Genomic DNA, 25,368 nt, shown 5'->3' with positions numbered 1-25,368 from the left:
TTGAGGATTGCGGGCGTCATATTGCAAATTGGTGCAAAAAACTCAACTTGAGTGCACCCCAGGGAGAAAGCTTAGCCACAACAGGCGCCAGCCCTTACGGAATGCAGCCCCTAGAGCAACGAACAAATTACATGGATGAAACAGTTGTAACAAAACCGGACGTATATGGGGAATAACTGGGGGTTAATTGAGGTTTAATTCGACCAACTGCCCTATCAATGCCACGTCAATGGTCTAGTCTTCAAAGCCTTGCTTGTCTTAGATCACTACGTGAGGAGCTGAGTATTGACATGAAACCTTACCAGATCGTCATCCTCCTCCTAATAGTGTGTGTTGCTTGGTTTGCCTTTGTATCGGGCGTAATAGTGGTAGCCACGTCAAAGCCTTCTCTCTCACTTCCAACCGTTAGCGAAGAATCGAGAAGTCATTGAATATCACAAGGAACATGCCCATGAACCTCCCCAAATTCATTACGCTGCTGATCATGATTGCCATCATCTGGCTGTTGATGGTCTATGGTGTGACCAAGTGGTATGAGCCAGACGAAGAGACACCGCCAACAAGTGAGCGGGAAGTGTTCAAGCATAGCTAGGGTGGACGGATTAATCGCCCCTGGAACTCCGTTCCCTCGCCCTTGTATGTCCACTAAAAATGGCTACAAGCCACGTAATACAAGGGCTGCGGCAATAACGGTTAGAACAACCGTATCTTACCTGGAAGCTTAGTTCCTTAATCCAGGCACGAGAAAGCCCCACCATTGCTGGCGGGGCCTCTCATTTAGAATGGTGTGGCGTTGCCGTAGTACCAACCTGTTTCAGTTTGGAATCTGCACAGTGGAATAGTAAGCGGCATGTAATCGAAGATGCGCTCAATCACGCCCTCTGCGTATTCGATAACTTCAGCCTCTGGCTCGACCTTCAGAGCGACACCTACGGAGTTGCGGACAAGGAGTTCATCTAACACGTCTTGCACCTCCTCAACATCTCTACCGTGCAGGATGTCGAATAGAGCCTGAATGTCTTCTTCATTCACCACCCATGGATTACGTTTCGCCATTGAAACTTGCTGTAGACGTTCAGCGAACTCTTGTAACTCAGGGCGAAACACTGCATGGCGATTCAGTTCAACACTGAGAACAGCGAAATCACTGTGCACAGTACGCTTGAACGCATATTCCTGCACTTCCTTGCCTTCGATTTCAGCACGTAGGTCTTTTAACTGCTTACCTTTCATTTTCTCGATTGAATCAAGATGTACCGCATGCTCAGGATTAGTAGGGTCCAAGTTATCACGTAGCCATGCAAGGTGTTTGTGACCATCTGTTGGCTTGATGTTCGCCAACTTGACAGCAGCAGCAACAACATCTTCTCCCAGGTAAGCAATCAATCGAACAAGCACTGCACCCTCTCGCTCATCCTTAGCGACAGAATGGCGGGGATCAATGCTTGTTCGACTGATGTACTTCCCAGCTCCGTAATGCTTCACTCCGTGAGCCCTGTTCAATGCTGCTGGACTGATGACAAGATTATGAGCGTGTAGCAGGCCAAGTGTGTTATTTCCTTTCACTGAGGCAATGTGCGACATATGGAAGTGTTTAACATCACCATACTGATTTGCACGGAATGCTTGCTTGTACACCGCATGAAGTTCAGCTAGTGACTCAGGTGTATGCCCGTGAAGAACAACCATATTCCCTGCACGCCTCACCTCACTGACGAGATGATAGAAGAATGCAGAGTGACTTGCATCATTGATGTTCTTGGATTTACGCTTAGCTGCCTTAGCGGCTTTTTGACATTCGGGAGTGCAGAACGATTTTGTTGCACTGGTGGTTCTAAAGCGTTCTTTACAGTATCCGCATGTTGGGCGGCGTTGTGTCTTAACAGGTTTCTTTATTGTTGCTGTTGTCATGATTTGCTCCATCGCGGTTAGCAGGGGTTTTAGGATTGGTTAGTGTGTATGTGTGTCGGCAGCGACCAGAGCAGAATACTTCTACTTTGACTGCGGCAAATACGTGGTTACAGTTCCGACATGTACAAGTCTTCATGCCGCGAGGCTCCCCAGTGCGTTCTGAGGGTCTTTATTGAATGAGATGATGTAGCGGGTGACTCCATACTTACTTTCAACTGCGTGACGCCATACACGCTTCCCTGTGGTCTTGGCTAACTCATATGCGGCACTCATCGCCTCACTTGCTGTCTCAAATAACGTGTTCATTTGAATCTCCTTGTGGTGGTGTAGCCCCGGTTAACCCAGGGCGATGATCGTGAATGTTGCATCTAGCGGTAGCGCTTCCACACCAGACCCAAATCCATTTTGACGAACTACATAATCAACACTGGTAGCCGTAATGTTGATCAGGTCAAAACTTCCTGCATGATCAGCAGAGATGCCTTCTAGAAATCCTAGGAGCTTCGGCGGAGTTGTTAATCCCTTGTCGCTGTAGTCGATGGTGCCAGTTGCCCAGTTCGGTCCATAGGAATTTTCAAGATCGCCTACAACTGGAATACTCAGTTTGAAGAGGATCGGCAGGCTGTCGCCATGTTTAATCGCATGGAAATATCCTAGCTCGGCTGTTTGAAGCACTCCGAACCTAGAAAGTGCACGATAGAGGTCGTCAATGCTAACGTCTGTTACTGATTCGAATGTCATGTGTAATTCCTTGTATGTATGTGGTGTGTGGGTTATTTGGTTTGGTTGTGCACAGCTTTGCTGACTTCACGTTCAACAGTCGATATAACGAACGACTTCATCTGTTGACGCTCATCCGAAAACTGCTGTTGTACTTCAGTCCGGTGTTGCTGCACTAACCGACTTGCATGGTCAGTGGTCCGATCTAAGAGGTATGCGTTCATGGTGAACATGGCGATAACTTGAATCATCGTCGCCACAACCAACGCTTGAATGGTGGTGTTCATGTAAATTCCTTGTTGTGTGTTATTGGAACAGCCCGCATTGCACGGGCTGCTGTTATTGGGACTCTGAGTTGTCGATGTTGATACGACCCACGATCTTGCCCATCTCATCACGCACCGCTTCTCTGGAAACCTTCCCGATATCTTCAGCAGACGCCTCAGACTTGGGGTTGATCGTGATATTGACAGGGGCTGTGATGTGATTGGTGGTAACTGGCCCTGGAGTGGCAGTTGAATCCTGCTGCGATCCTGGAAACTTCACTTGCGACTGTGAAGCGGCACGCTTCATAGCTGAACTTGCATCAAACACCTCGAACTCATCCGCTCCGATTGTCTTCAGCAAGTTGTCCACCTTGAGTGACAGTTGGTTCAAACCGAATAGATTCGGCTCTGAAACTTTCACATCTCCCCAGCGAGTCCGATTCTCTTCAGCGATTCCCTTGGGGTCTTTGCCACCAAACATCCAGTTCCACACATTGCTAACAGGGTCAGCAGCGTTGGCATCCAGGCGCTGTTGCTCTGTCTGAGGCTTAGTGTTCTGATTGGGTAATGTGATGATCCCATCGGCACCACCTGCTGTAGCCAATGCAGCGGACTTCTGTTCAGGTGTGGTGGCGTTACCGTCAGCATCCTGGCCGGTCATGAAGCGAACGATTGCCGTCTTCAACTTGGTCAGACCAATATCGAGGTCAAGGAAAAGAGCGTTGACCGGCTTCATTGCCTCCGCAAGTTCTCGTTCTGCCTGGATACGTTCATGGATAACACCCTTCAACTCTTCGCTGCTGTTGATCTCGTTGGCGTTCATGTACTTGATGTTGTCAGCACGCTGCTGGTCAGCGGCAATACTCTTCATCTGCTTGGCAAGAACGTCTTGGTTTGCCCCCAGGTAGTTGGTCATGCCCTGATCGAAGTCTTTCGCCAAAATCTTCCCGTCAGTTACAGCCTTCTTGAACCAGCCTGCCTGTTCCTCAGTCTTCCCCTTGAACTTCAATCGTGTTGCCGCTGCCTGTCGAATGGAACTTGCTACAGGACCACCGACAGCATCGAACAAGTCGTTTACATCACCCCCCTCTGGCTTGCCTTTGGCCCTGATCTGTCCTAACTGGTACGCCGCCCTCTTCTGTTGTTCCTTGTCCAAATCAGCGGCACGGAAAACAGCAGATTGATCTTCGTAAACCTTCAATGCCTGATCCAGCGTCTTGCCTATCGCAATCTGTGTCTGTACGAAGTTGGCAAAAACCTTGGCGCTCTCAACGCTAATCTCTTGCCCATACTTGTTGGACACTTCGATAAACGACTCACGAGCCCTCTTCTGATTAAGTGGGTTCTTACCGCCAGCAGTCTCTAGGGCTGTATCTAGCGACTCTGCTGCACTAGCATCTGTCTGGCGTTGCTTGATTCGCTCATTGGCATAGGCAACAGCACTGGTCATGGCGTATAACGCTGCACCAGCCGCCCCAAGAGCGATGGAGAAGTTACCAAGGCCGAAGTCAGCACCCTTGGCCGGATTGTTGCGGTTAGCTTCCCAGTGCGTCTGACGTGAGGCTGCCCAGTTAAATCGTTCGGTCCGTTGTTGGTGTGCCTCTGTCTGGCGTTGGTCACGTAACTTGGCTTGCTGTTGGGCGGCTTGGAACTTCTGTGCAGCACGCATACTACGTTCACGGGCCTGCTCTAGTGCCAGCTCAACCCGCTGAGTTACTGTGAGGCTCTGTACGTGCTTCTGCTGGAGCGTTGCAGTCTTAACTTGCTGTTGGGCTAATCGTTCTTCTAACACCATCTGACGGGCCTTGGCGGCTGCCAGGGAGGCGGTGTTCTTGATCTCCTGGCCCTGGGCCTTCAATCTTTCAACTTGTGCCCTATGAGCCTTGGCTTCAGCTACAGCAGCATGTTGCTTGTCCTTGATGGCCTGGGTTGCAAAGAATGCACTTTGCTTGGCTCCGGCAAACTGTAGCTTCTGTTGTGCCAACTCAGCAGTCATCGTGTATCGCTTGGCCTTGGCGACAGCAGTTTCTAACTGTAGCTCCCGATTCAAACCGTGACGTAGTGATGCATCCTGTCTCTGTGCCCTGGCCTTCGGCGACATCCCCAGCTTAGCGGCGAGTTGATCGGCTTGCCTGGACATCGCTTTCATGCGTTGTTCAACTTGGTTAAGGCTGGCATTGAAACGGGTCAACCCGGATAGGTCTACTTGAAAGTTGAGTAAGCCTGTGAGCCTTGCAATAACTTCGGCGCTCATCGGCTTGCACCGTAACTTCTAGCAGACTGCACATATCCCTCTAGCTGTGCCTGCACTACATCATGGAACCGTCTACGAGCTGGCCCACGGTACAACAGGGACTCTGTATAACCACCTGTCTCACGGTATGCCGACAAGAAGTTAGACACAATCTCTGCCACTACAAGTGGCCCGCTGACAGTGAACAGGATTCCGCCGTCAACTTTAGCCCACACTGCTGTGTACTTCGACACATCCAGCATTGCCCGCATACGCTCTCTGAGAGCCTTACTGAGCCTGCGAGAGTCGAAGTTGTCCGTAGTTGCCAGGAAGTATGCACTCCTGTGGGTGTCTGCATCCAGGCGGCTCAGATGCTGTTGTAGGGTGTATCTCATGCCTTCTCCTTATACGCTGGTGGTAGATCAGTTACGTTGTATCCCGAAAGCTGTTGAATAGCAGTGAGTGCGACAATATCGTCAGCGAATTCATGGCGACCTGATGCGTCCAACCCCCAGGATGTCAATAGCTCGTGTCTGACTTTGATAATCAACTGTTCCAGGGTGATTGCTGCCTTCTGCACTTCCACTGGATCGGGCTCTACTTCCCCTGGATGAATTACCCATTGCAGCAGCGGATTAGTTGGATCGTATCTTTCCGTTAGGATTCTGGTAGTCGACTCCAACATCATTTAGCTCCTTTCAATGCAGCACGCACTTCGGCCTCTAGCTCAGCTTCAAGTGCGGCATCAGCGGCCCTGGCAGCCTCTTCACGTTCTTTCAATACTTGGGCCTTACGCTGGGCTACAGTGTTGGCAATGATTGCCTCATTGGCCTTCTCAACTCGTGCACGCAACTCAGCTTCAGCCTCTTTCAACACATCAGGCAATTCAACCTGAATCTGGCTGTCGGGCTTAGTCAGGTACACGATGTGATTGATTCCATAGCTTGAGGCTTCTGTATCGCATCGCTTATAACCCTGGGAGATTTTCTCGAACACAAGGTCAAGGAGTGCGTTGATACCCTGGGCTGTGAACTCTTCCTGAGCACCACGGAACATACGGCGTGGATAGTTCCCGTGTCGATCCGGTTCAGATTGAACGTCTTCAGCGTATCCGCCAACTCGGTTAAGGTAGGCACGCTCGGCCTCGGCTTTGCATTCAGCGATCATTTGTTTTGTCACTGTGGCTAGCACTGTACTTGTCATTGTTTGTTTCCTCTTAGATGTAGGGTTGCCCGATTGCGGGCGATAGTTGTCCGCTGATCGATCTGATCAGTCGTTACGATTGGTTGTTGGTGTTGCGAAGTAGACTACCTGGCGGGATTAGGCCAATGTAGCTTAACGGCAAACAGTGGCACCTGAAGCTCTTCACTTATCTGCTCGGGTGTCATGTGGTGCATGTGACGGGCGATGTATGCCCTCAAATACTCAGCGGTATTCTGGCGCTTCTGGTCTTCCTTCATGCGGGTGTCCTCCTAATGATTGCCCTGGACTCGTTTGTTCTGGTAACTGCACTAGTTCACGTGCCCTTGCATTGGCTGCGTTAACCCGACACAAGGTCGAGCAGTAAATCTTGGTAATACGTCTTACTCGGTGTGTCTTGCCACATTGCGGGCAAAGGCGTTCTACGGCCATAAGTTCTCCTTGGCTGGAAGTGTGTGAAGTGGGATGTGATGTTTACGTTAAGGACATCCAGATAGCGAAAAGGCCAGAGTTCAGGGTCTGGCCTTCTAGGGGTATCTGATGTGGTGTAGCCGAATTTGTGGCCGTTGGGCAAAGCTAACCCTATCGTCTACGGCGGTAACGGCGACAGTTAATCAGACTGTCTATCAAGTATGTAGCCACGCTACCCGATGGAACGTCAGGAACCCTTCTCAGGGCGGCTGCTCGACCTGACTTGGAAGGATCAGCATCGAACGGGACAGAGAAGATTCCCTCCCTTCCATAGCTATATTATAAAGCACACATGACAATTTGTCAACATATATCTCACCAAAGCGCAACTCTTTTTTCGCTATAAGAATGGATTACTTAATCGCCTATCGCCTACAGTCCAGTATAACCAATGGCTACAGGGCATTTAGCACCTATCACCGCTCGTCTGATTACATGCAAAGGGTTGCCTATGAGCTGATTGACACTATTCGACTAGCGGTAGGTGTCTCGGGGGATTGGGTTTGGATCGAGTGTGCAGCGAGGGGATCGCGACGAGTGCTCAGCCTGGATCGGATGATCCAGGGACTCTAGGGATGAGTAGTACAATTGAGTAGTACAATTGAAAAAGAAAAACCCCCGCAAACCATTGATTTGCGGGGGCTTTTAGAATGTGGCGGTGAAGGAGAGATTCGAACTCTCGATACAATTTCTTGTATACACACTTTCCAGGCGTGCTCCTTAAGCCACTCGGACACTTCACCGTATCTCGTCAAACAAGTTCTGTCTGTCGAGGCGCGCTAATGTAGTCGAAAGCTTTTCCGATGGCAAACTTTTTTTGCAGAATTTTCATGCGGTTAGCGATTTAGTCGTGGCGACGGGTTTCTGGCCATGGCAAACCTGCCAATCTCCGGCTTGCCGTCCCTCTCCTTATAGAGGGCAGTACCCTGCCAGCATCGCGGGCTACGCGCGTCTGGCGGGGAAAGGGTGACTGGCGGGTCAGTCATAGCGCTTTACCTGGCCCATGGCGGTGGGTAACGTCTGCCCAACTTTATCGAAAGGAATAGCGTCATGAGTGAGTTGATTTCCTACCATCTCGAAGACGGTATCGCGACCCTGACCTTGAGCAATGGCAAGGTGAATGCGATCTCGCCAGACGTGATTGCTGCATTTAATGCTGCGCTGGATCAGGCGGTGACTGATCGCGCGGTGGTGATCATTACCGGTACGCCGGGGATTCTGTCCGGCGGTTACGACTTGAAGGTGATGACGTCCGGCCCTGCACAAGCCGTGGCGTTGGTGACGGCCGGTTCGACCCTGGCCCGTCGTCTGTTGTCGCACCCGTTCCCGGTGATCGTGGCGTGCCCGGGGCATGCAGTGGCCAAGGGGGCGTTCCTGCTGTTGTCGGCGGACTATCGCATTGGTGTCGACGGCCCGTTCAGCATTGGTCTGAACGAGGTGCAGATCGGCATGACCATGCACCACGCCGGCATCGAGATTGCCCGTGATCGCCTGCGCAAATCGGCGTTTCACCGTTCAGTGATCAATGGCGAGATGTTCAATCCCCAGGGCGCGGTGGATGCCGGTTTCCTTGACCTGGTGGTGTCGGCTGAAGAGTTGCAGGGTGCGGCGCTGGCAGCGGCGCGTCAGTTGAAGAAGATCAATATGACGGCGCACAAGAACACCAAGCTCAAAGTGCGCAAGGCGTTGTTGGAGACGCTGGATAACGCGATCATCCTGGATCAGGAGCATTTGGGTTGAGCCTAATGCTGCACTGTTGGATGGTCTGACCATCGTGGTGTGATGTTGTTTATGGTGATGGCGATTTTTGGGGGTTGGGTGGGTTGGGGTACATATCCGTTTCTGCGGTAACGGCCGCTGACGGTTTCGCTCTTACAGCGAGTCACTTGGAAAAGCCCCAAGTAACCAAGGGCTTTTGCCCCGCCATTCGGTGCCTCGCCTAGGCTCGGCATGCCCTCACTCCGGCATTGCTCCGGAGGCCCGCCGCCATCGGCCATCCATGGCCGGGGGCGGCTACCGCGGCATCCCTGCCGCGGTGCCCCCTGCGCAACGCCTGCGTTCGGCCTCTGGGAAAGGGGCGGCAGATCTGAAGCCAAGCCAAAGCAACGGCAACGGCAACGGCAACGGCAACGGCAACAGCAACAGCAGCAACAACAACAACAACAACAACAACAACAACAACAACAACAACAACAACAACAACAACAACAACAACAACAACAACAACAACAACAACAACAGCAACAGCAACAGCAACAGCAACAGCAACAGCAACAGCAACTTCAGCGAACCTGGTGTTGGGCATCACACAGTTCAACTGTAGGAGCTGGCTTGTCGGATCCGCCGTACCGCAGCGAAAGCGGTGGGTCAGCTGGAAAATTTTTTGACTGAACGGACGCCTTCGCCGGCAAGCCGGCTCCTATAAAGGATTGGCGTACGGCTTTCGCTCTTCACCACTCATCAGGCCGAGCGTTAGCTCGCCTGCAGCTTTTGATCTTGATGCACCGCCGCCTCGAGAGGCCGAGTGGAGGTTCTGCGTAGTGGGCAACCCGGCATGGATGCCGGGTTAGCCGCGCACGGCCATGGATGGCCGATCGCGGCGGGCCCACGGAGCAGGACCGGAGCGAGGGCATGCCGAGCCTAGGCGAGGCACCGAACGAAAGTGGCAAAAGCGCTTGGTTACTTGGCGCTTTTCCAAGTGACCCGCCGTAAGGGCGGAACCCTAAGCGGCCGTTACCGCAGAAACGGATATACACACAATCCACAGCGATCATCTCGTGCCTGTTGAAAAGCCCGTAGCAGCCATAAACCGCGTCTGACGGACAAATCGGAAACATGCGCTCAAACATCGGCCATCTCCTGCCTCTATAGCGGCAATTGCCGAAAACAGTGCACATCCGTACACTGCGCCACCTTTTGTCCCGGTGGGGCCTCCAAATGCTGTTTGTGTTTCGTATGTTCTTGATGGGCCTGCATTTTATTCTGACCGGTGTGCTTGGTGTACTGCTGGGACTGTGCCGCCCGTTCAACCCGGATAACAGCCGCTTGTGCGCGCGCCTGTATGCGTGGCCGGCAATGTGCATTTTACGCTGGCGGGTGAAGGCCGAGGTCGGGCCGCTGATGGATAAACCCGACAGCTGCGTGATCATCGCCAACCACCAGTCCAACTACGACCTGTTCGTGTTCGGCAATGTAGTGCCGCGCCGTACCGTGTGCATCGGCAAAAAAAGCCTGAAGTGGGTGCCGCTGTTCGGCCAGTTGTTCTGGCTGGCGGGCAATGTGTTGATTGATCGCGGCAATGCGCAGAAGGCGCGGCAGTCGATGCTGACCACCACCCGTACCCTGCAAAATGAAGAGACTTCGATCTGGGTGTTCCCGGAAGGCACGCGTAATTTCGGTGAAGAGTTGCTGCCGTTCAAGAAAGGCGCATTCCAGATGGCGATTGCCGCGGGCGTGCCGATCGTGCCGGTGTGTGTCAGCACTTACGTCAAACACATGCGCTTGAACCGCTGGCGCAGTGGGAAAATCCTGATCCGCTCGCTGCCGGCGATTCCTACGGCGGGATTGAGCCTGGAGGACATGCCGCTGCTGATCGAGCAGTGCCGCGAGCAGATGCGCGAGTGCATCGCCTCGATGGACCGGCAGCTGCAAGCCGCTTGAAAGAAACCCGCCTGGTGCGGGTTTTCTTTTGCCCGCGAGCTTTTGCCTGCGAACTCTGCACACTTTGCTGACTCTCAAGCAGCAGACAAGGCTAAGCTGAACACTGCCTGCCACTGCCATCTGCGAACAAGAAGTGAACCTGAATCATGGGTAGAGTTGTTGCTGCTGCGGTTTACAGCGCTGGTAAGAAAGTCACCAATATCACCCTCGACGAAGGCGCGGCCTGGGCGGCAAAGCCGGGCCACTTCGTCTGGATCGGCCTTGAAGAGCCGAACGCCCAGGAGCTGTTCAATCTGCAGCGCCAGTTCAACCTGCATGAACTGGCCATCGAAGACGCGTTGGAAAAACACAGCCGACCGAAACTCGAAACCTTCGGCGACGCCCTGTTCATCGTTACCTATTCGCCGATCCGCCATGAAGGCAAACTGGAGTTCATCGAGACTCACATCTTTGCCGGCAACGGCTACATCATAACCGCACGCAATGGCCACTCCGCCTCCTACGCCTATGTCCGCCAGCGCTGCGAGGCGCGTCCGCTGTTGCTGGAGCACGGCGAGGACTTCGTGCTCTATGCGATCCTCGACTTCGTGATCGAAAACTATCAGCCCATGGGCGAAGCGATCCATGCCGAGATCGACGAGCTGGAACGCAACGTCATGTGCGGTTCCCTGAATGAGCGCGACATTCAAAAACTCCACAGTCTGCGCCGTGACGTCCTGCGCCTGCGCCGTTACGCGGCGCCGATGGTGGAAATCGGCGAGGAGCTGCAGAAACTGAGCTTCCCGTTCATCGACAAGAACATGCGCCCGTATTTTCGCGATGTGCAGATCCACGTGACACGGCAGATGGAAGACCTGACGACCCTGGCGGACATTGCCAGTCAGACGATCGAGGTCGGGGTGTTGCTGGAGGCTTCACGCCAGAGTGTGGTGCAGCGCAAGTTTGCCGCATGGGCAGCGATCCTGGCGTTCCCGACGGCGGTGGCCGGCATCTACGGGATGAACTTCCAGAACATGCCGGAGTTGACCTGGCACTACGGGTATTTCGCGGTGCTGGGGTTTATTGCGGTGGGATGTGTGGGGTTGTGGGCGAGTTTCAAGCGGTCCGGGTGGTTATAGCCGAGACCGAGGCGTCTGTGACATTCGCTGCGGTGCGGCGATCCGACAAGCCAGCGCCTACAGAGGTTTGGCGTTGATCACCGATCCCCTGCAGGAGCTGGCTTGCCAGCGAAGCTTTTAGCTTTTAGCTTTTAGCTTTTAGCTTTTAGCCGCATCAGCTTCTGGCTTATGCGCCACAAACCGCATCATCCACTCCGCCACCGTAGCGCCATGGTGCTCATGCTCCAGGCTCGCCATGCCTTTGCTGTACACCTGCTCGCCCAGCGCCTCCTGCCGAATATCCAGCAACGCCCGGGAGTAATCGTGGATGAACTCCGGATGCCCCTGGAAGCACAGCACCTGGTCGTTGATGTGGTATGCGGCGAACGGGCAGAAATCGCTGGAGGCAATGACCGTCGCGTTTTCCGGCAGCGACGTCACCTGGTCCTGGTGACTGATCAACAACGTCAGTTCCTCCCGCACCGGGTTCAACCACGGCGCCTTGGCAGCGAGCTTGTAGCTATGCGTGCCGACGCCCCAACCCTGGGTCGCGCGCTCGCTCTTGCCGCCCAGCAGCAACGCCAGCAATTGATGGCCGAAACAAACGCCCAGCAGTTTGTCGCCGCGCTCGTAGCGCTTGAGCAGATAAGCCCTGAGGGTCTCGATCCATGGGTCGGTACCGAAGGAGTCGGCCTTGCTGCCGGTGACCAGATAAGCGTCAAAGGTCAGCTCATCGCCGGGATATTCGCCTTGCATCACGTTGTAGACGGTGAACTCGGCCTCGATGGGTTGTTGCGAAAACAGACGCTGGAACATCTGCCCGTAACCCTGATACTGATCGACCAGTTCTGGACGCAGGATGTCGGTTTCCAGAATGCAGATGCGTAACGACATAAAAAATACCTGACACTTGATGGGAATAATGCACACCCAGAGCGTGCCTCGAAACAGGGTGGCGAGGCAAGTCCGGAATGCGTCATCGGTCCCTTAGAACACCTGCCCGTTGGCGGCTTTCTCCAGCAAAAGTGCGGGTGGCGCGAATCGCTCGCCATATTGCCCGGCCAGGTACCGGGCACGCGCGACGAAATCCTTCACGCCGTACTGGTTGATGAACTGCAGTGCGCCCCCGGTCCAGGCCGCGAAGCCGATACCTAAAATCGAGCCGACGTTGGCATCCGCTGTCGAGGTCAGCACGCCCTCTTCCAGGCAGCGCACGGTTTCGATGGCTTGCACAAACAACAGCCGGTCTCGCACGTCCCTCGGCGCAATTTGCCCGTCGGCTTTCTCGAATCGGTTTTTCAGCCCTGACCACAAATGTTTCTGGCCACCGTCCGGATACTCATAGAAACCGCCACCAGCGGCCTTCCCCGGACGTTTGTATTCGTTGAGCAGCAAGTCAATCACGGCAAACGCCGGATGTTCAGTCAGCGGTTTCCCTTCCGCTTGCAGGTCTTTGGCCGTTTGCTGGCGGATATGACTCATGAGGCTGAGGGAAACTTCGTCGGAGATTGCCAGAGGCCCGACGGGCATGCCGGCCTTGCGCGCTTCGGTCTCGATCATCGGCGCGCTCACGCCTTCGCCGAGCATGGCGATGCCTTCGTTGGTAAAGGTGCCAAACACCCGCGAAGTGAAAAAACCGCGACTGTCGTTGACCACAATCGGGGTTTTCCTGATTTGCAGGACGTAATCAAAACCACGGGCCAGGGTTTCGTCACTGGTATGGGCGCCTCTGATGATTTCCACCAGGGGCATTTTCTCTACGGGGCTGAAAAAATGCAGGCCGATGAACTTCGTCGGGTCCGGCACTGCAGTGGCGAGGCCGCTGATGGGCAAGGTCGAGGTATTGGAGGCGATCACTGCCTTCGGCCCGACAACTTCTTGTGCGGCCGAGGAGACCTTGGCTTTCAACTCCCGGTCTTCGAATACCGCCTCGATGATCAGGTCGCAGCCGGCCAGATCGGTATCGCTTTCGGTGGTGTGGATTCGCGCCAGAATCGCTTCACGCTGCTCCTGGCTGAGTTGGCCGCGAGCGACTTTCTGGTCCAGCAGCATCTCCGAATGGGCCTTGCCCTTCTCTGCCGCCGCGAGGTTGATGTCCTTGAGCACCACGTCAATACCGGCCATTGCGCTGACGAAAGCGATGCCAGCGCCCATCATGCCGGCGCCGAGCACCCCGACTTTCCGCGTCGCATAGGGCGCAAAACCCTGGGGCCGCGAACCGCCGGCATTGATTTCGTTGAGTTGGAACCAGAAGGTGCCGATCAGATTCTTCGCAACCTGGCCGGTGGTCAGTTCGGTGAAGTATCGGGTTTCGATCAGGTGCGCGGTGTCGAAATCCACCTGGGCGCCCTCAACTGCGGCGCAGAGGATTTTCTCCGGCGCGGGCATGCAGCCCTGGGTCTTGCTACGCAGGATCGACGGCGCGATGGCAAGCATTTGCGCGACTTTCGGGTTCGAAGGTGTGCCGCCGGGGATCTGATAACCCTTCACGTCCCAGCGCTGGACCGCCGTCGGGTTCGCCAGAATCCAGGCGCGCGCCTTGCTCATCAACCCGTCGCGATCTTTTGCCAATTCATCGATCAAGCCCGCCCGCAAGGCCTGTTGCGGCTGAAATTTCTTGCCTTCCAGCAGATACGGCAGCGCTTGCTCGATGCCCAGCATGCGCACCATGCGCACCACTCCACCGCCGCCCGGCAGCAACCCCAGGGTCACTTCGGGCAGGCCGAGTTGCACGGATGGATCGTCCAGCGCCACGCGATGATGGCAGCTCAGGCAGATTTCCCAGCCACCGCCCAACGCGGATCCATTGATCGCGGCAACCACCGGTTTGCCGAGGGTTTCCAGGGTGCGCAACTGCCCCTTGAGGTCCAGCACCATGGTGTAAAAAGCCTTGGCGTCGGGCTTGCCTACCTTGATCAGTTCATTGAGATCGCCGCCGGCGAAGAAGGTTTTCCTGGCCGAGGTGATGATGACGCCGACGATGGCATCCTTTTCGGCAATCAGTCGTGCGACGCAAGCGGCCATGGCTTCGCGGTAGATCGCGTTCATGGTATTGGCGCTCTGGCCCGGCATGTCGATGGTCAGGACGACGATCCGATCCAGACCCTTTTCGTAACGAATGGCTTCGCTCATACGCAATTTCCTTGAAGTCGGGGCTCAGAGGCGTTCGATGATGGTGGCAATGCCCATGCCGCCGCCGACGCACAGGGTCGCGAGGCCGAAACGCAGGCGCCGGGTTTCGAGTTCATCGAGCAGCGTGCCGAGGATCGCGCACCCGGTGGCGCCGAGCGGGTGGCCCATGGCGATGGAGCCGCCATTGACGTTGACCTTGTCCGGGTCGATGGCCATATCCTTGATGAATTTCAGCACCACGGAAGCGAAAGCTTCGTTGACTTCGAACAGGTCGATGTCCTGGACCCGCAACCCGGCCTTGGCCAGCGCCTTGCGCGTCGCCGGCGCGGGGCCGGTGAGCATGATGGTCGGATCGGTGCTGGTGACTGCCGCGGCGACTATCCGTGCCCGTGGTTGCAGGCCCAATGCCCGGCCCTTGGCTTCGGAACCGATCAGCATCAAGGCCGCGCCATCGACGATCCCGGAACTGTTGCCCGGGGTGTGCACGTGGTTGATTCGTTCCACATGGCTGTAGACCCGCAGCGCGGTGACGTCGAAGCCCATTTGCCCGATCATCTCGAAGCTCGGCTTGAGCTTGCCCAAGCCTTCCAGGGTCGACTCGGCGCGGATGAACTCATCGTGATCGAGCAGGATGATGCCGTTCTGATCCTGCACCGGCACCAGTGACTTATTGAACGAACCGTCCGCGCGCGCCCGTGCGGCCTTCTGCTGGGAGTGCAGTGCGTAGGCATCGACGTCGTCCCGACTGAAACCTTCAAGGGTGGCGATCAAGTCGGCGCCCACGCCTTGAGGAGTGAAATGACTACGCAAATTGGTTTCCGGGTCCAACGCCCAGGCTCCGCCGTCGCTACCCATCGGTACGCGCGACATCGATTCGACGCCGCCGACCACGACCAGGTCCTCGAAGCCGGAACGGACTTTCATCGCACCGAGGTTCACCGCTTCCAGCCCTGAGGCGCAGAAACGGTTAATCTGCACGCCTGCCACGCTGACATCCCAATCGGCCACTAGGGTTGCGGTTTTGGCGATGTCGGCGCCTTGATCGCCGACTGGCGTTACGCAACCGAGCACCACGTCATCGACCTGGCGGGTGTCGAGGGAGGTTCGCTGTTGCAACGCCGTGAGCAGCCCCGCCACCAGGTTCACCGGTTTGACGCTGTACAAGGCGCCATTGGGCTTGCCCTTGCCCCGGGGCGTGCGTAACGCGTCGAAAATCAAAGCTTGGGTCATGACGTTCTCGAACCTGATGGTGAGTAGGAACTTAAGATTGATCTTTTGACATTTGATCTCTCACCTTAAGTCGAGCCGTCATGGATTCAATGACCGCAACGCTCAGCCGCGTTGACGCTCACGCTCAGACGAACGGTAGTTACCTATGGGATTAACCGATTCAGGACACGAAGGTGTCTAGCAAAAGGCCGCCCAAGAAGCTGGCAATAGGCCTCATATCCTTTTAAGAAGAATTCAACTCAACCCCATACGAAATGGATCTAAAGCAACGGTGACACGGGCTCTAATGTGAAGTTGTACGAAGTTGTCGTCGGGTTTTGCCGAGGCGCTCGTTCTACAGGAAGTGCAACGCCTTGCCGTCATGGAGCTATGCAGGCAGGCATCAGCAAATAACAAAAAAAAGGCGGTCAGCCATGTTCAAACAATCGAAAGTTCGTCAAGCCGGGCTCATTCTATTCGCCACTACGCTGTTGTTGATTTTGCCGAACCTGACCAAGGTGATCGGTTAGTCGGCCTTTATTAAATACGGCGTCAGGTTATTTATATCGCCTCATTAAAAATGTGACTGGCTCGCTACCCGGGCCAGCGTGGGTGTGCCAACCTTTACGGCACTTCACGACATGGAAGGCGATCACTTGAAAACGCTTACTCTATTCGGGGCTCTGCTCCTGAGCACGCCCGTCTTTGCCGCACAGCTGAACCTGGAGCTGGGCGCGAACAGTCGCACCTGGCAGACCGAGGAATTGCTCAAGCATCCCCAGGTGCAGACCATTACCATCACCAACGACGTTTCCTACAAGCGGGACATGAGCTATCGCGCTGTTCCCGTGGCGGCATTGTTAACAGGTATCAAGCCTGCAGATCACCTTCAAGCCGTGGCGCTGGACGGATTTGCGGCAGAGTTGTCGGCGGCACCGCTGCTCAATGCCAAGGGTGCGCGGGCCTGGCTGGCGATTGAAGACCCGGCCAGCCCCTGGCCGGCATTGTCCGAAGGCAAGCACAGTGCCGGGCCGTTCTATCTGGTCTGGACCGATCCGCAGGCGGGCAATATCAGTCCCGAGCAATGGCCGTTCGAAGTGGCGAGCATCAAGCGCATGGCGCCGGTGGCCCAGCGCTTCCCTGCCCTGCTGCCAGACCCTGCGCTGGCGGCGGATGATCCGGTGAACAAGGGCTTTGCGCTGTTTCAGAAGAACTGTCTGGCCTGTCATCGGCTCAATGGTGCCGGGGATGCGCAGTTCGGACCGGATCTGAATATTCCATTCAACCCGACCGAATACTTCGGGGAGCAGTTCCTCACGCGCTACATTCGTGACCCGCAGAGTTTGCGGCAGTGGCCGCAGGCGAAGATGCCCGGGTTTACGGCGGCGGTGTTGCCGGATGGGGATCTGGAGATGTTGGTCGGGTATTTGAAGCATATGGCGGGGCGCAAGGTTAAGCCCTGATATTGTCCCCGCCTGTCCTGTAGGAGCAAGCTTGCTCGCGATGAGGCCCTGACAGTCAATATCGATGTGGACTGACTTCAACATCGATGTTGACTGTGGGCCGCCTTCGCTGGCAAGCCAGCTCCTACAGGGGGTATGTGGTGATCCTGGTTATTGCTGTTGCACCGAAATCACAGGCGCCAGCAGCGGCATTGGCGTCGGCGAAACGAACACCTTCGCATGCATCTGCTCACTGCCACCGCCCCGGCGCATGCCGCGTACCGGGCAGGCATCCAGGTAATCCAGGCCTACCGCCAGTTTCAAGTGCCGCTCGGGCCGCGCCAGTTCATTGGTCACATCGAAGCTGTACCAGGCGTCATCGAGCCAGGCTTCAGCCCAGGCATGACTGGCCAGGTGTTCGCAGTCCTCGCTGTACAGATAGCCCGACACATATCGCGATGCAATCCCCAGGCTGCGGGCGCAGGCGAGGAATGCATGGGTGTGGTCCTGGCACACCCCCGAACGCCCGGCGAAGGCCTGGGCGGCGCTGGTGTCCACTGCGGTGGAGCCCGGGGTGTAGGTCATGTGCTGGTTCAGGCCATGCATCAAGTCGATCAGCGCGGTGCGATCCCGACGCTGCTTGCATTGCTTCTGTGCAAATGCGCGCAGGGCTTCGTCGGCTTCGGTCAGCCGGGTGAAACGCAGGAACGGTAGCGACGACTGGCTCTCGTGCTCGGCTTCGCGCAACTCATCGATGTCCACCTGGCCACGGGCACCGATGATGATGGCCTCGTGTGGCTCATCCATGGTCAATACATGCAGGATGTTACCGAACGGGTCGAGTTGCGCGCGCACCGGGCGCGGCAGGTCGAGTTGCCAGCTGAGCACGTGCTGGCGTTCGCTGTCGTGGGGGGTCAGTCGCAAATACTGGATGCTCGCCCGCACCTGATCTTCGTAGTGATAGGTGGTCTCGTGGCTAATGGAAAGTCTCATGCAGCCTCCAGGTAGGAACTGTGAATGGCGTTGCCCAACTGGCGCACCAGCGGGATGAACTCGGTCAACCAGGTGTGCAGGCCTTCGTCGAGAATTTCGCTGATACCGGTGTAACGCAGGCGCGCGTCTATTTCCGCCGCCAGGCGTTGCGCCGGCCGGCCGTTGGCCCCCGGTAGCTGGGCGAGTATCTGGTCAATCTCTTCGGTACAGGCCCGCAGCGAACGCGGGACGTCGGCACGCAGTAGCAACAGCTCGGCGACATGCCGGGCACCGGGTGCGTCGCGGTAGATCTCGGTATAGGCCTCGAACGAGGACAAGGCCCTCAACAGCGCACTCCATTGGTAATAGGCGTGGGCCGTGCCGTCGCTGACCGCTTCGGCCTGGTCGCCGGCCATTTCGTAGCGGGCATCGAGCAGGCGCAAGGTGTTGTCTGCCCTTTCGATAAAGGTACCCAGACGAATGAAGCGGAACGCGTCGTTACGCATGATGGTGCCGTAGGATGCGCCGCGGAACAGGTGGGATCGCTCCTTGATCCACTCGCAGAAACGGCTCATGCCGTAGCGGCTCAAGCCCTGGTCGGCGATCCCGCGAATTTCCAGCCAGGTGGCATTGATGTTTTCCCACATGTCGGCGGTGATCCGCCCACGCACCGCATGGGCGCTGGCCCGCGCGGCACCGAGGCAACTGTAGATGCTCGCCGGGTTGGCTGCGTCCAGGGCGAAGAAATGCAGCAGCCGCTCGGCATGCAAATCGCCATGGCGCTCCAGGTAATCGTCCAGGGTGCCGGTAATCAGCAACGGCATGGCGAGTTCGTGCAAACCGTCACCGCGACCATCCTGCGGCATCAGCGACAGCGAATAACTGATGTCGAGCATCCGGGCGAGGTTTTCCGCCCGCTCCAGGTAACGCGACATCCAATACAAATCCGAGGCAGTTCTACTTAACATGGCAGGCTTCCTTCAATCCTCGACCACCCAGGTGTCCTTGGTGCCGCCGCCCTGGGAGGAGTTCACCACCAGGGAGCCTTCACGCAGGGCGACACGGGTCAAACCGCCGGGCACGACCCGGGTTTCGCGGCCAGACAATACAAACGGACGCAGGTCGATATGGCGTGGAGCGATGCCGTTTTCGACAAAAGTCGGACAGGTTGATAAAGACAAGGTCGGTTGCGCGATGTACGCGTGGGGCTTGGCCTTGATCCGCGCGCGGAAGGCGTCGATTTCCACCGCCGTCGCCGCCGGCCCCACCAGCATCCCGTAGCCGCCTGAACCCTGGGTTTCCTTGACCACCAACTCTGGAAGATTGGCCAGGACGTGGGACAGCTCAGAGGGATTACGACACTGCCACGTCGGCACATTCTTCAGGATCGGTTCTTCATCCAGATAGAAACGGATCATATCGGTGACGAAGGGGTACACCGACTTGTCGTCCGCGACCCCGGTGCCGATGGCATTCGCCAGCACCACATTGCCGGATCGGTAGGAAGACAATAACCCCGGGACGCCGAGCATCGAGTCCGGATTGAACGCCAGCGGGTCGAGGAAGGCATCGTCAAGGCGCCGGTAGATCACGTCGACGGCTTTGGGCCCGTCCGTGGTGCGCATGAACACCTTGTCGTCACGCACGAACAGGTCCGCGCCCTCTACCAGTTCAACGCCCATTTCCCGGGCCAGAAACGCATGCTCGAAAAACGCGCTGTTGAAGCGCCCCGGCGTCAGCACCACCACGCTGGGGTTATCGATCGGGCTTGAGCTTTTCAGAGTATCGAGCAACAGGTTCGGATAGTGATCTATCGGTGCAATGCGTTGCGCCGCGAACAATTCCGGGAACAGGCGCATCATCATCTTGCGGTCTTCGAGCATGTAGCTCACGCCGCTTGGTGTACGAAGATTGTCTTCGAGCACGTAGTACGTGCCGTCGCCATCGCGCACCAGGTCGACACCGGATATGTGCGAATAGATGTCCCGGTGCAGATCCAGCCCTTGCATCGCCAGCTGGTATTGCTCGTTGGCCAGCACTTGCTCGGCCGGGATGATGCCGGCCTTGATGATGCGCTGTTCGTGATAGAGGTCGGCGAGGAACATGTTCAACGCCTTGACCCGCTGGATACAGCCGCGTTCGACGACCCGCCATTCACTGGCGGGAATGCTGCGCGGAATGGTGTCGAAGGGAATCAGGCGCTCTGTCCCTTGCTCGTCACCGTAGAGCGTGAAGGTAATCCCGGCGCGATGAAACAGCAGATCGGCCTCGCGTCGCCGTTGGGCCAAGAGCTCATCAGGCGTTTCGGCCAGCCAACGGGCAAACTCCCGGTAATGCGGGCGAACCTGGCCGCCGGCATCGTACATTTCATCAAAATAGGTGCGGATCATGCCGTACTCCTTGTCACCCGGACTTACAGGCCTTCGCAAGGCCCGTGCCATCGGCATAAACGCTTAGATATCAATCAGTTGGATAATGACGCCAGAACTACCGCACCAATCCTGTGCGGTAAACGCCCCAAGCTGATCGCCCCCGCTTCATTGCGAAGCAATATGTTCGCCTATCAGCAGCATAGTCTGTAGAAGCCGGCTTGCCGGCGAAGGGGTCATTAGGTCATGCGTTGCTATCAGGAACGCTTTCGCCGTAGGAGCCGGCTTGCCGGCGAAGGGGTCACTAGGTCATGCGTTGCTCTCAGGAACGCCTTCGCCGTAAGAGCCGGCTTGCCGGCGAAGGGGCCGCTGGATGTTGCAATGATCTTGAGATCGCCTTCGCTGCGGTGCGGCGATCCGACAAGCCAGCTCCTACCGGTCCGTGAGCGGTTTCAAGATGGGCACAACGAAAACGGCCAACCCGAAGGTCAGCCGTTAGTGGATGTTGTCGCTGTTCATAGTGTTATGCGAGTCGCCCTCGTACCTCCTGCTTGACGCCCCAGCCTTCGATGATCCCGCCCAGAGGCTCTACCACGGCCTCGAAGTCCTGCTCGAAGTCGCCGATACCGTCGTAGGTGGCGTACATCACTTTACTCAGTTCCAGATACCACGCGCCGTCATCGCGCACGCTGATCTGGGCATTCAGGGATTCACCACAATAATGCCCTGCCGCCCTGCGTGCCCGCTCCTCGTCGGGGAAAATGGCGTAGAACTCGATGGGATGGAATCGTGAAAAGTCGAAACCGCCTTCTTTCATGCGGCGCAGCACGCTGCTGCTGATGTCTTCTTGATAGGCTGTGCTCATGAAACGTCCCCCTCAACTTGATGGATAGACTTTCCGTATTCCCGGCACACGCAACCGATTGGTGCGAGTGATGCGACAAGATGTTGCCGGTGGGAAGCAAGCATGTAGCTGACAAGACCAGACCTTAGCGATCCGTTCGCTGATCTCGCTTGCAGAGTAGCCCCAAGAGAGAGGCGCTGCCAAGGCCTGGTTGTTTCACGAATGTGCCAGGAGGTGTTTCAGACGGGAGTAATGCCGAGGATTTGTATGCTGTTCTGGGACTTGAGACTTTTGACGCTCGCATCAGCGGTTCGCCCTTCCAGATCATTCAGATCCAGTTCGGCAGCGACAGGAAGGAGACGGGCCTTGATCAGTTTGGCGGCCTGCTCGTTGTCCGGGCATTCGTCGCACTCGAAGACTTCGTCGACTGTTTCACCGTGATCATCCACGAAAGTGATTTTCCACTTTTGCATCAGTGCCTCCTCGAACAAACCCGCAAATGGGCTTACATGTATCTGGACTTTTGCCCAGACTGATCGTTCAAAACGGATTACAGCGTGTCAGTGTGATGCTGACAAATTACCCTGTAGGAGCGAGCCTGCTCGCGATGGACGTGAACGATGACGCGTGCTGTCTGGAAACAAGCGCCGCCTTCAAGTTCATCGCAAGCAGGCTCGCTCCTACAGGGGGTCGGTGTTGTCTGTGAAGACCGGTCAGACCCGCACATTGCCCCGAGGCCCGGCGATGGCCCAGATGATCAGGCCCAGGACCGGCAGCAGCAGGATCAACAGCACCCAGACGATTTTCATCCCGGTGTCGGTGCCACTTTTCAGCACGTTGATGATTGCCCAGATGTCCAGGACAAGGATGATCAGGCCAACCAGACCATTGAACGTGGAACCCATGGTGTCGCTCCCGAAGAGTGGTGTGCACTCTTAGGATAGCTCGCCCGCGCGAGGGTTCCGTTTTATTCGGCCCAGGGTGGCGTCAGACGTGAATTGCCACTTTCAGGGCTTCCAGCGAAGGCGCGGCAGCGATGCCGACTTCAGCACACAACTCGAGTACCCGCGGCACGTCATTGCCATAGACCAGTACCACTTGCAACTCGTCATCGAGCAACTGGCTGAAATTCATCAGCACATAGCCGCCGTTTTCCTTGTTCATGCTGCTCATCTGCACCTGAATGCGATTGAGTGCGGTCAGGGCTTCGGTCTTGGCCAGTTGCTTGGGTTTGATATTGAAATCGACGCCAGGGCCGAACGAAGCAACGATTTGGGCGAACAGATCCATATAGGTGTCTGCCTGGAACAGCACGGTTTCCGGCAGGCTGCCAACGACCACCCACTCGCCCAGGGGAATCGGGAAACTGTCGTCGTAGTTGATGTCTGGATTGGCCGTCAGGAATGCCTCGGGATCGGCGTAGGCCTGGGCCGCCTCGTCTGCGATTTTAAGGATTTCGTCATCGCTCATGCACCCGGAGCTGATTTTGCTGATGAGTTCGACGAGTGCGGCTTTCATGGGGGCGGAATCCTGTAGCGAGGGAATTTTGAAGGCGCGAAGGATAGCGCATTCCGCCCCACCGTGGCTGCACGGGAGCATTGCCGGGAATGTTGACCCACATCAAGGCCCGTCAGACCGGGTAGCGGCACAATGCTGGCACCTTGCCGAAACTGTTTCCGCTATCAGAGAAGACCTCCATGGGTGCCTGGCTTAGCAATATCTCGTTGAAGTACAAATTCTGGGCGGTCAATGCCGTCGCTTTCGTCACGACCCTGTTGTTGGTGGTGTACGCCGTGCAGCTTGAACAACAGTCGCGCAGCCATGATGCCCGGGCGTCGGCCCAGGCTCAGGCACGACTGCTTGCAGCCTGGCCTGTCGGGCAACCGTTACCACAGGCCGACAACCTGCTGACCTTCAATCCCGGGCAGGCGCCGTTGCTCAATGGCCAATCGCTTCTGGAACTGACCGATGGCAACGGCTGGGTCGAAATCAATTCCATGCCTCTGTTGGGCGATAACCCGTTGCTCGGTGCCGAGGTATTCAGCCGTGCCGACGGTCAGCGGGTTGCGGCCATTGCCTATGGGCCGAGCCTGACCCAGGTGTTCGGCGAACGTTTCGCCCACTATGCGGTGGCGGTGTTCATCCTGATGCTGGCAATGCTCGGGGCGTCGCAATTGTTGATCCGCTTCCTGCTCAGTCAGCTCAACACCTTGAAAGACGTGATGCTCCACGTGGAGAAAACCGGCGATCTGTCAGCGCGTGTCCCGCTGGCCTGCAACGACGAAGTCGGGCAAATGGCCAGCGCGTTCAACGCGATGCAGGCGGGTTACCAGCGGGTGGTCGGCACCGTGGCCAGTACCGCCCAACAACTGGATGTCGGCGCGGCGCGCCTGGCGTCGAGCATGAACGAAGTGCGCCTGGGCATGCTTGGCCAGCAAAGCGAGACCGATCAGGCCGCCACCGCGATCAATGAAATGACCGCTACCGTCTATCACATCGCCCAGCACGCCGGCGCGACCCGCGATCTTTCGCAAACCGCCGATACCCTGGCCGGCAGCGGCCAGGCAGTGGTCAGCCGGGTGCAACAATCGATCAGCGGGTTGTCCACCGGGGTGCAGCAGACGGCCGAGATGATTCAGCGCCTGGCCGAGGACAGTCAGAAGATCAACAGCGTGGTCGGGGTGATCCACAGCATCGCCGAGCAGACCAACCTGTTGGCGCTCAACGCCGCGATCGAAGCGGCCCGGGCCGGTGAAATGGGGCGCGGCTTTGCGGTGGTCGCCGATGAAGTGCGCAACCTGGCCAAGCGCGTGCAGACCTCCACCGACGAGATCACGCTCATGGTGACCGCGTTGCAGGCCGGGACGCGGGACGCGGTGGATTTCATGCAGGAAAGCTCGTTCAAGGCCGATGATTGCGTGCGCCAGGCGCAAGAGGCCGGCGCAGCCTTGGCCGACATCACCGGCGCGGTGGCCCGGATGCGCGAAAGCAACACGCAGATCGCGGTGGCGGCCGAGCAGCAGAGTCAGGTGGCGGAGGAAATGAATCGGGCGGTGGTGAGCATTCGGGATGTGACCGAGAACACGGTGCAGCAGACGGTGGGTTCGGCGACTACCAGCAATGAGCTGGCGGCGTTGGCGGGGGAATTGAACAAGGCTATAGGGCAGCTCAAGCTGTAACGACCCCTTCGTCGGAACGCCGCCCGGAGCAAGCCCGCTCCCACAGGCGGCCGTGCCGATCGCAGGATCCAGGCACGCCGCCAGTCCCGTGATCTTCAGTGGCTAAAAATGTGGGCTAGACACAGACCTGTGGGAGCTGGCTTGCCCCAGGCGGCGATCCGACGATGGCGTCAGACCGGCCAACATCAATATTGACCATGATCCCTATCACTTCGATAGCCACCTTTGATTCGCTCCCCGCAGGCGCCAGGCCTATTCTTCAATCATGCGTTGAACACGGATCGAGGATCGGCATCATGGGCAAACGTCACCCCAACCTTCCCGCCTGGCAATGGCGAGCGTACCCGAACAATCATCAGCACCCGACCAATCTCGTACTGCACCTGATAGCCGTGCCGTTGTTCATTGTGGGTGTGCTGCTGATGATTTGCGGGGTGTTCAGCCTGAACCTGGGCAATTTCGCCATCGGCGTAATCGGCCTGTTGGCTGCCCTGGGTCTGCAACGCCATGGTCACAGTCTGGAGGCTCAAGCCTCCGAGCCGTTCAGTGATCGCAAGGATGCGGTATCGCGCTTGCTGGTCGAGCAGTTCCTGACTTTCCCCCGGTTTTTCCTGAGCGGCGGCTGGTGGCGCGCCTGGCGCGAGCGCCACCGTCGTCACTGAT

The 25,368-nt window shown here is 56.8% G+C and carries 25 protein-coding genes, 1 tRNA gene and 1 pseudogene; 8 read left to right on the top strand and 19 right to left on the bottom strand.

Features of this window, described 5'->3' with window-relative positions:
• Positions 1-451: 451 nt before the first annotated feature.
• On the top strand, positions 452-592 hold the full coding sequence (locus J2W17_RS02425) for a hypothetical protein (protein ID WP_307328625.1): 141 nt from the start codon (positions 452-454) through the stop codon (positions 590-592).
• A gap of 185 nt (positions 593-777) precedes the next feature.
• On the opposite strand, the gene J2W17_RS02420 is transcribed toward J2W17_RS02425, so the two are convergent.
• From J2W17_RS02420 to J2W17_RS02385, 8 genes are all read right to left on the bottom strand, one after another.
• Entirely contained in the window at positions 778-1,911 is a 1,134-nt protein-coding gene (locus J2W17_RS02420) for a hypothetical protein (RefSeq protein ID WP_307328622.1), read from the bottom strand.
• 132 nt (positions 1,912-2,043) lie between these two features.
• Complete coding sequence (locus J2W17_RS02415; RefSeq protein WP_307328619.1) at positions 2,044-2,217, bottom strand: hypothetical protein; 174 nt, start codon at positions 2,215-2,217, stop codon at positions 2,044-2,046.
• 30 nt (positions 2,218-2,247) lie between these two features.
• Positions 2,248-2,652 carry a hypothetical protein gene (locus J2W17_RS02410; RefSeq protein WP_307328616.1) on the bottom strand — a complete coding sequence of 135 codons (405 nt, stop codon included), beginning with the start codon at positions 2,650-2,652 and terminating at the stop codon, positions 2,248-2,250.
• A gap of 32 nt (positions 2,653-2,684) precedes the next feature.
• Positions 2,685-2,918, bottom strand: a complete 234-nt coding sequence (locus J2W17_RS02405; RefSeq protein WP_307328612.1) for a hypothetical protein — start codon at positions 2,916-2,918, stop codon at positions 2,685-2,687.
• Between the two features lie 52 nt (positions 2,919-2,970).
• Complete coding sequence (locus tag J2W17_RS02400) at positions 2,971-5,151, bottom strand: hypothetical protein (protein ID WP_307328609.1); 2,181 nt, start codon at positions 5,149-5,151, stop codon at positions 2,971-2,973.
• Between the two features lie 370 nt (positions 5,152-5,521).
• Positions 5,522-5,815: a hypothetical protein gene (locus J2W17_RS02395; protein WP_307328606.1), complete on the bottom strand. Its 294-nt coding sequence runs from the start codon at positions 5,813-5,815 to the stop codon at positions 5,522-5,524.
• Positions 5,815-6,333: a hypothetical protein gene (locus tag J2W17_RS02390; protein ID WP_307328603.1), complete on the bottom strand. Its 519-nt coding sequence runs from the start codon at positions 6,331-6,333 to the stop codon at positions 5,815-5,817. Before J2W17_RS02390 ends, J2W17_RS02395 begins: the two co-directional genes overlap by 1 nt.
• Before the next feature lie 1,121 nt (positions 6,334-7,454).
• A tRNA-Ser gene (locus J2W17_RS02385) sits at positions 7,455-7,544 on the bottom strand.
• A gap of 307 nt (positions 7,545-7,851) precedes the next feature.
• Between J2W17_RS02385 and J2W17_RS02380 the strand changes: the two genes are divergently transcribed.
• Positions 7,852-8,541, top strand: coding sequence for a crotonase/enoyl-CoA hydratase family protein (locus J2W17_RS02380; protein WP_307328599.1), 690 nt, complete (start codon positions 7,852-7,854; stop codon positions 8,539-8,541).
• 273 nt (positions 8,542-8,814) lie between these two features.
• Here the strand turns inward: J2W17_RS02380 and J2W17_RS02375 are convergent, their stop codons facing one another.
• Positions 8,815-9,081, bottom strand: coding sequence for a hypothetical protein (locus J2W17_RS02375; RefSeq protein WP_307328596.1), 267 nt, complete (start codon positions 9,079-9,081; stop codon positions 8,815-8,817).
• A 657-nt stretch (positions 9,082-9,738) separates the two neighbouring features.
• Between J2W17_RS02375 and J2W17_RS02370 the strand changes: the two genes are divergently transcribed.
• Together J2W17_RS02370 and J2W17_RS02365 are read left to right on the top strand one after the other, a co-directional pair.
• Complete coding sequence (locus J2W17_RS02370; RefSeq protein WP_307328593.1) at positions 9,739-10,461, top strand: lysophospholipid acyltransferase family protein; 723 nt, start codon at positions 9,739-9,741, stop codon at positions 10,459-10,461.
• A gap of 146 nt (positions 10,462-10,607) precedes the next feature.
• The gene (locus J2W17_RS02365; RefSeq protein ID WP_307328589.1) at positions 10,608-11,579 is read left to right on the top strand and encodes a magnesium and cobalt transport protein CorA; all 972 of its coding nucleotides are present in this window, start codon (positions 10,608-10,610) and stop codon (positions 11,577-11,579) included.
• Positions 11,580-11,717: 138 nt separating this feature from the next.
• Here J2W17_RS02365 and J2W17_RS02360 read toward each other — a convergent pair whose 3' ends face one another.
• The 3 genes from J2W17_RS02360 to J2W17_RS02350 all read right to left on the bottom strand — a co-directional run bounded on the left by J2W17_RS02360 (position 11,718) and on the right by J2W17_RS02350 (position 15,920).
• Positions 11,718-12,452, bottom strand: a complete 735-nt coding sequence (locus J2W17_RS02360; protein ID WP_307328587.1) for an amidotransferase — start codon at positions 12,450-12,452, stop codon at positions 11,718-11,720.
• A 93-nt stretch (positions 12,453-12,545) separates the two neighbouring features.
• A complete protein-coding gene (locus J2W17_RS02355; protein WP_307328583.1) occupies positions 12,546-14,690 on the bottom strand; it encodes a 3-hydroxyacyl-CoA dehydrogenase NAD-binding domain-containing protein in 2,145 nt (714 codons plus the stop codon).
• 24 nt (positions 14,691-14,714) lie between these two features.
• Positions 14,715-15,920, bottom strand: a complete 1,206-nt coding sequence (locus J2W17_RS02350) for an acetyl-CoA C-acetyltransferase (protein ID WP_307328580.1) — start codon at positions 15,918-15,920, stop codon at positions 14,715-14,717.
• A gap of 620 nt (positions 15,921-16,540) precedes the next feature.
• Here J2W17_RS02350 and J2W17_RS02345 point away from each other — a divergent pair.
• Positions 16,541-17,362, top strand: a complete 822-nt coding sequence (locus tag J2W17_RS02345; RefSeq protein WP_307328578.1) for a c-type cytochrome — start codon at positions 16,541-16,543, stop codon at positions 17,360-17,362.
• 150 nt (positions 17,363-17,512) lie between these two features.
• On the opposite strand, the gene J2W17_RS02340 is transcribed toward J2W17_RS02345, so the two are convergent.
• From J2W17_RS02340 to J2W17_RS02310, 7 genes are all read right to left on the bottom strand, one after another.
• Positions 17,513-18,334 carry a transglutaminase family protein gene (locus J2W17_RS02340; RefSeq protein ID WP_307328575.1) on the bottom strand — a complete coding sequence of 274 codons (822 nt, stop codon included), beginning with the start codon at positions 18,332-18,334 and terminating at the stop codon, positions 17,513-17,515.
• On the bottom strand, positions 18,331-19,281 hold the full coding sequence (locus J2W17_RS02335; protein WP_307328572.1) for an alpha-E domain-containing protein: 951 nt from the start codon (positions 19,279-19,281) through the stop codon (positions 18,331-18,333). Before J2W17_RS02335 ends, J2W17_RS02340 begins: the two co-directional genes overlap by 4 nt.
• Positions 19,282-19,293: 12 nt before the next feature.
• Positions 19,294-20,703 (bottom strand): circularly permuted type 2 ATP-grasp protein, encoded by a 1,410-nt coding sequence (locus J2W17_RS02330; RefSeq protein ID WP_307328569.1) that lies wholly within the window; start codon positions 20,701-20,703, stop codon positions 19,294-19,296.
• 502 nt (positions 20,704-21,205) lie between these two features.
• Positions 21,206-21,547, bottom strand: coding sequence for a ribonuclease E inhibitor RraB (locus tag J2W17_RS02325; protein ID WP_064678940.1), 342 nt, complete (start codon positions 21,545-21,547; stop codon positions 21,206-21,208).
• 218 nt (positions 21,548-21,765) lie between these two features.
• Positions 21,766-21,999: a hypothetical protein gene (locus J2W17_RS02320; protein ID WP_307328566.1), complete on the bottom strand. Its 234-nt coding sequence runs from the start codon at positions 21,997-21,999 to the stop codon at positions 21,766-21,768.
• 240 nt (positions 22,000-22,239) lie between these two features.
• Positions 22,240-22,431 carry a PLDc N-terminal domain-containing protein gene (locus tag J2W17_RS02315; RefSeq protein WP_307328563.1) on the bottom strand — a complete coding sequence of 64 codons (192 nt, stop codon included), beginning with the start codon at positions 22,429-22,431 and terminating at the stop codon, positions 22,240-22,242.
• 82 nt (positions 22,432-22,513) lie between these two features.
• Positions 22,514-23,044: a hypothetical protein gene (locus J2W17_RS02310; protein ID WP_307328560.1), complete on the bottom strand. Its 531-nt coding sequence runs from the start codon at positions 23,042-23,044 to the stop codon at positions 22,514-22,516.
• Positions 23,045-23,223: 179 nt separating this feature from the next.
• Here J2W17_RS02310 and J2W17_RS31025 point away from each other — a divergent pair.
• From J2W17_RS31025 to J2W17_RS02300, 3 genes and pseudogenes are all read left to right on the top strand, one after another.
• Positions 23,224-23,787 (top strand): annotated as a pseudogene (locus J2W17_RS31025) (methyl-accepting chemotaxis protein); the annotation flags it as partial.
• 33 nt (positions 23,788-23,820) lie between these two features.
• The gene (locus tag J2W17_RS31020; protein WP_373459950.1) at positions 23,821-24,705 is read left to right on the top strand and encodes a methyl-accepting chemotaxis protein; all 885 of its coding nucleotides are present in this window, start codon (positions 23,821-23,823) and stop codon (positions 24,703-24,705) included.
• A 296-nt stretch (positions 24,706-25,001) separates the two neighbouring features.
• Positions 25,002-25,367, top strand: a complete 366-nt coding sequence (locus J2W17_RS02300; protein ID WP_307328554.1) for an Mpo1-like protein — start codon at positions 25,002-25,004, stop codon at positions 25,365-25,367.
• Position 25,368 lies beyond the last annotated feature (1 nt).

Source organism: Pseudomonas lini (assembly GCF_030812475.1).
Classification (GTDB): domain Bacteria; phylum Pseudomonadota; class Gammaproteobacteria; order Pseudomonadales; family Pseudomonadaceae; genus Aquipseudomonas; species Aquipseudomonas lini_A.
Note: the sequence above shows the minus strand (reverse complement) of the source record. Positions and strands in the feature narration are given on the sequence as shown.

Excerpts from the sequence above, each read along its gene's own strand:
- J2W17_RS02410 (WP_307328616.1), bottom strand. The coding sequence starts at position 2,652 with ATGACATTCGAATCAGTAACAGACGTTAGCATTGACGACCTCTATCGT.
- J2W17_RS02390 (WP_307328603.1), bottom strand. The coding sequence starts at position 6,333 with ATGACAAGTACAGTGCTAGCCACAGTGACAAAACAAATGATCGCTGAA.
- J2W17_RS02365 (WP_307328589.1), top strand. The coding sequence starts at position 10,608 with ATGGGTAGAGTTGTTGCTGCTGCGGTTTACAGCGCTGGTAAGAAAGTC.
- J2W17_RS02345 (WP_307328578.1), top strand. The coding sequence starts at position 16,541 with ATGGAAGGCGATCACTTGAAAACGCTTACTCTATTCGGGGCTCTGCTC.
- J2W17_RS02350 (WP_307328580.1), bottom strand. The coding sequence starts at position 15,920 with ATGACCCAAGCTTTGATTTTCGACGCGTTACGCACGCCCCGGGGCAAG.
- J2W17_RS02325 (WP_064678940.1), bottom strand. The coding sequence starts at position 21,547 with ATGAGCACAGCCTATCAAGAAGACATCAGCAGCAGCGTGCTGCGCCGC.
- J2W17_RS02395 (WP_307328606.1), bottom strand. The coding sequence starts at position 5,815 with ATGTTGGAGTCGACTACCAGAATCCTAACGGAAAGATACGATCCAACT.
- J2W17_RS02405 (WP_307328612.1), bottom strand. The coding sequence starts at position 2,918 with ATGAACACCACCATTCAAGCGTTGGTTGTGGCGACGATGATTCAAGTT.
- J2W17_RS02370 (WP_307328593.1), top strand. The coding sequence starts at position 9,739 with ATGCTGTTTGTGTTTCGTATGTTCTTGATGGGCCTGCATTTTATTCTG.
- J2W17_RS02315 (WP_307328563.1), bottom strand. The coding sequence starts at position 22,431 with ATGGGTTCCACGTTCAATGGTCTGGTTGGCCTGATCATCCTTGTCCTG.
- J2W17_RS02420 (WP_307328622.1), bottom strand. The coding sequence starts at position 1,911 with ATGACAACAGCAACAATAAAGAAACCTGTTAAGACACAACGCCGCCCA.
- J2W17_RS31020 (WP_373459950.1), top strand. The coding sequence starts at position 23,821 with ATGGCCAGCGCGTTCAACGCGATGCAGGCGGGTTACCAGCGGGTGGTC.
- J2W17_RS02310 (WP_307328560.1), bottom strand. The coding sequence starts at position 23,044 with ATGAAAGCCGCACTCGTCGAACTCATCAGCAAAATCAGCTCCGGGTGC.
- J2W17_RS02415 (WP_307328619.1), bottom strand. The coding sequence starts at position 2,217 with ATGAACACGTTATTTGAGACAGCAAGTGAGGCGATGAGTGCCGCATAT.
- J2W17_RS02320 (WP_307328566.1), bottom strand. The coding sequence starts at position 21,999 with ATGCAAAAGTGGAAAATCACTTTCGTGGATGATCACGGTGAAACAGTC.
- J2W17_RS02355 (WP_307328583.1), bottom strand. The coding sequence starts at position 14,690 with ATGAGCGAAGCCATTCGTTACGAAAAGGGTCTGGATCGGATCGTCGTC.
- J2W17_RS02380 (WP_307328599.1), top strand. The coding sequence starts at position 7,852 with ATGAGTGAGTTGATTTCCTACCATCTCGAAGACGGTATCGCGACCCTG.
- J2W17_RS02400 (WP_307328609.1), bottom strand. The coding sequence starts at position 5,151 with ATGAGCGCCGAAGTTATTGCAAGGCTCACAGGCTTACTCAACTTTCAA.
- J2W17_RS02335 (WP_307328572.1), bottom strand. The coding sequence starts at position 19,281 with ATGTTAAGTAGAACTGCCTCGGATTTGTATTGGATGTCGCGTTACCTG.
- J2W17_RS02340 (WP_307328575.1), bottom strand. The coding sequence starts at position 18,334 with ATGAGACTTTCCATTAGCCACGAGACCACCTATCACTACGAAGATCAG.
- J2W17_RS02330 (WP_307328569.1), bottom strand. The coding sequence starts at position 20,703 with ATGATCCGCACCTATTTTGATGAAATGTACGATGCCGGCGGCCAGGTT.
- J2W17_RS02300 (WP_307328554.1), top strand. The coding sequence starts at position 25,002 with ATGGGCAAACGTCACCCCAACCTTCCCGCCTGGCAATGGCGAGCGTAC.
- J2W17_RS02425 (WP_307328625.1), top strand. The coding sequence starts at position 452 with ATGAACCTCCCCAAATTCATTACGCTGCTGATCATGATTGCCATCATC.
- J2W17_RS02360 (WP_307328587.1), bottom strand. The coding sequence starts at position 12,452 with ATGTCGTTACGCATCTGCATTCTGGAAACCGACATCCTGCGTCCAGAA.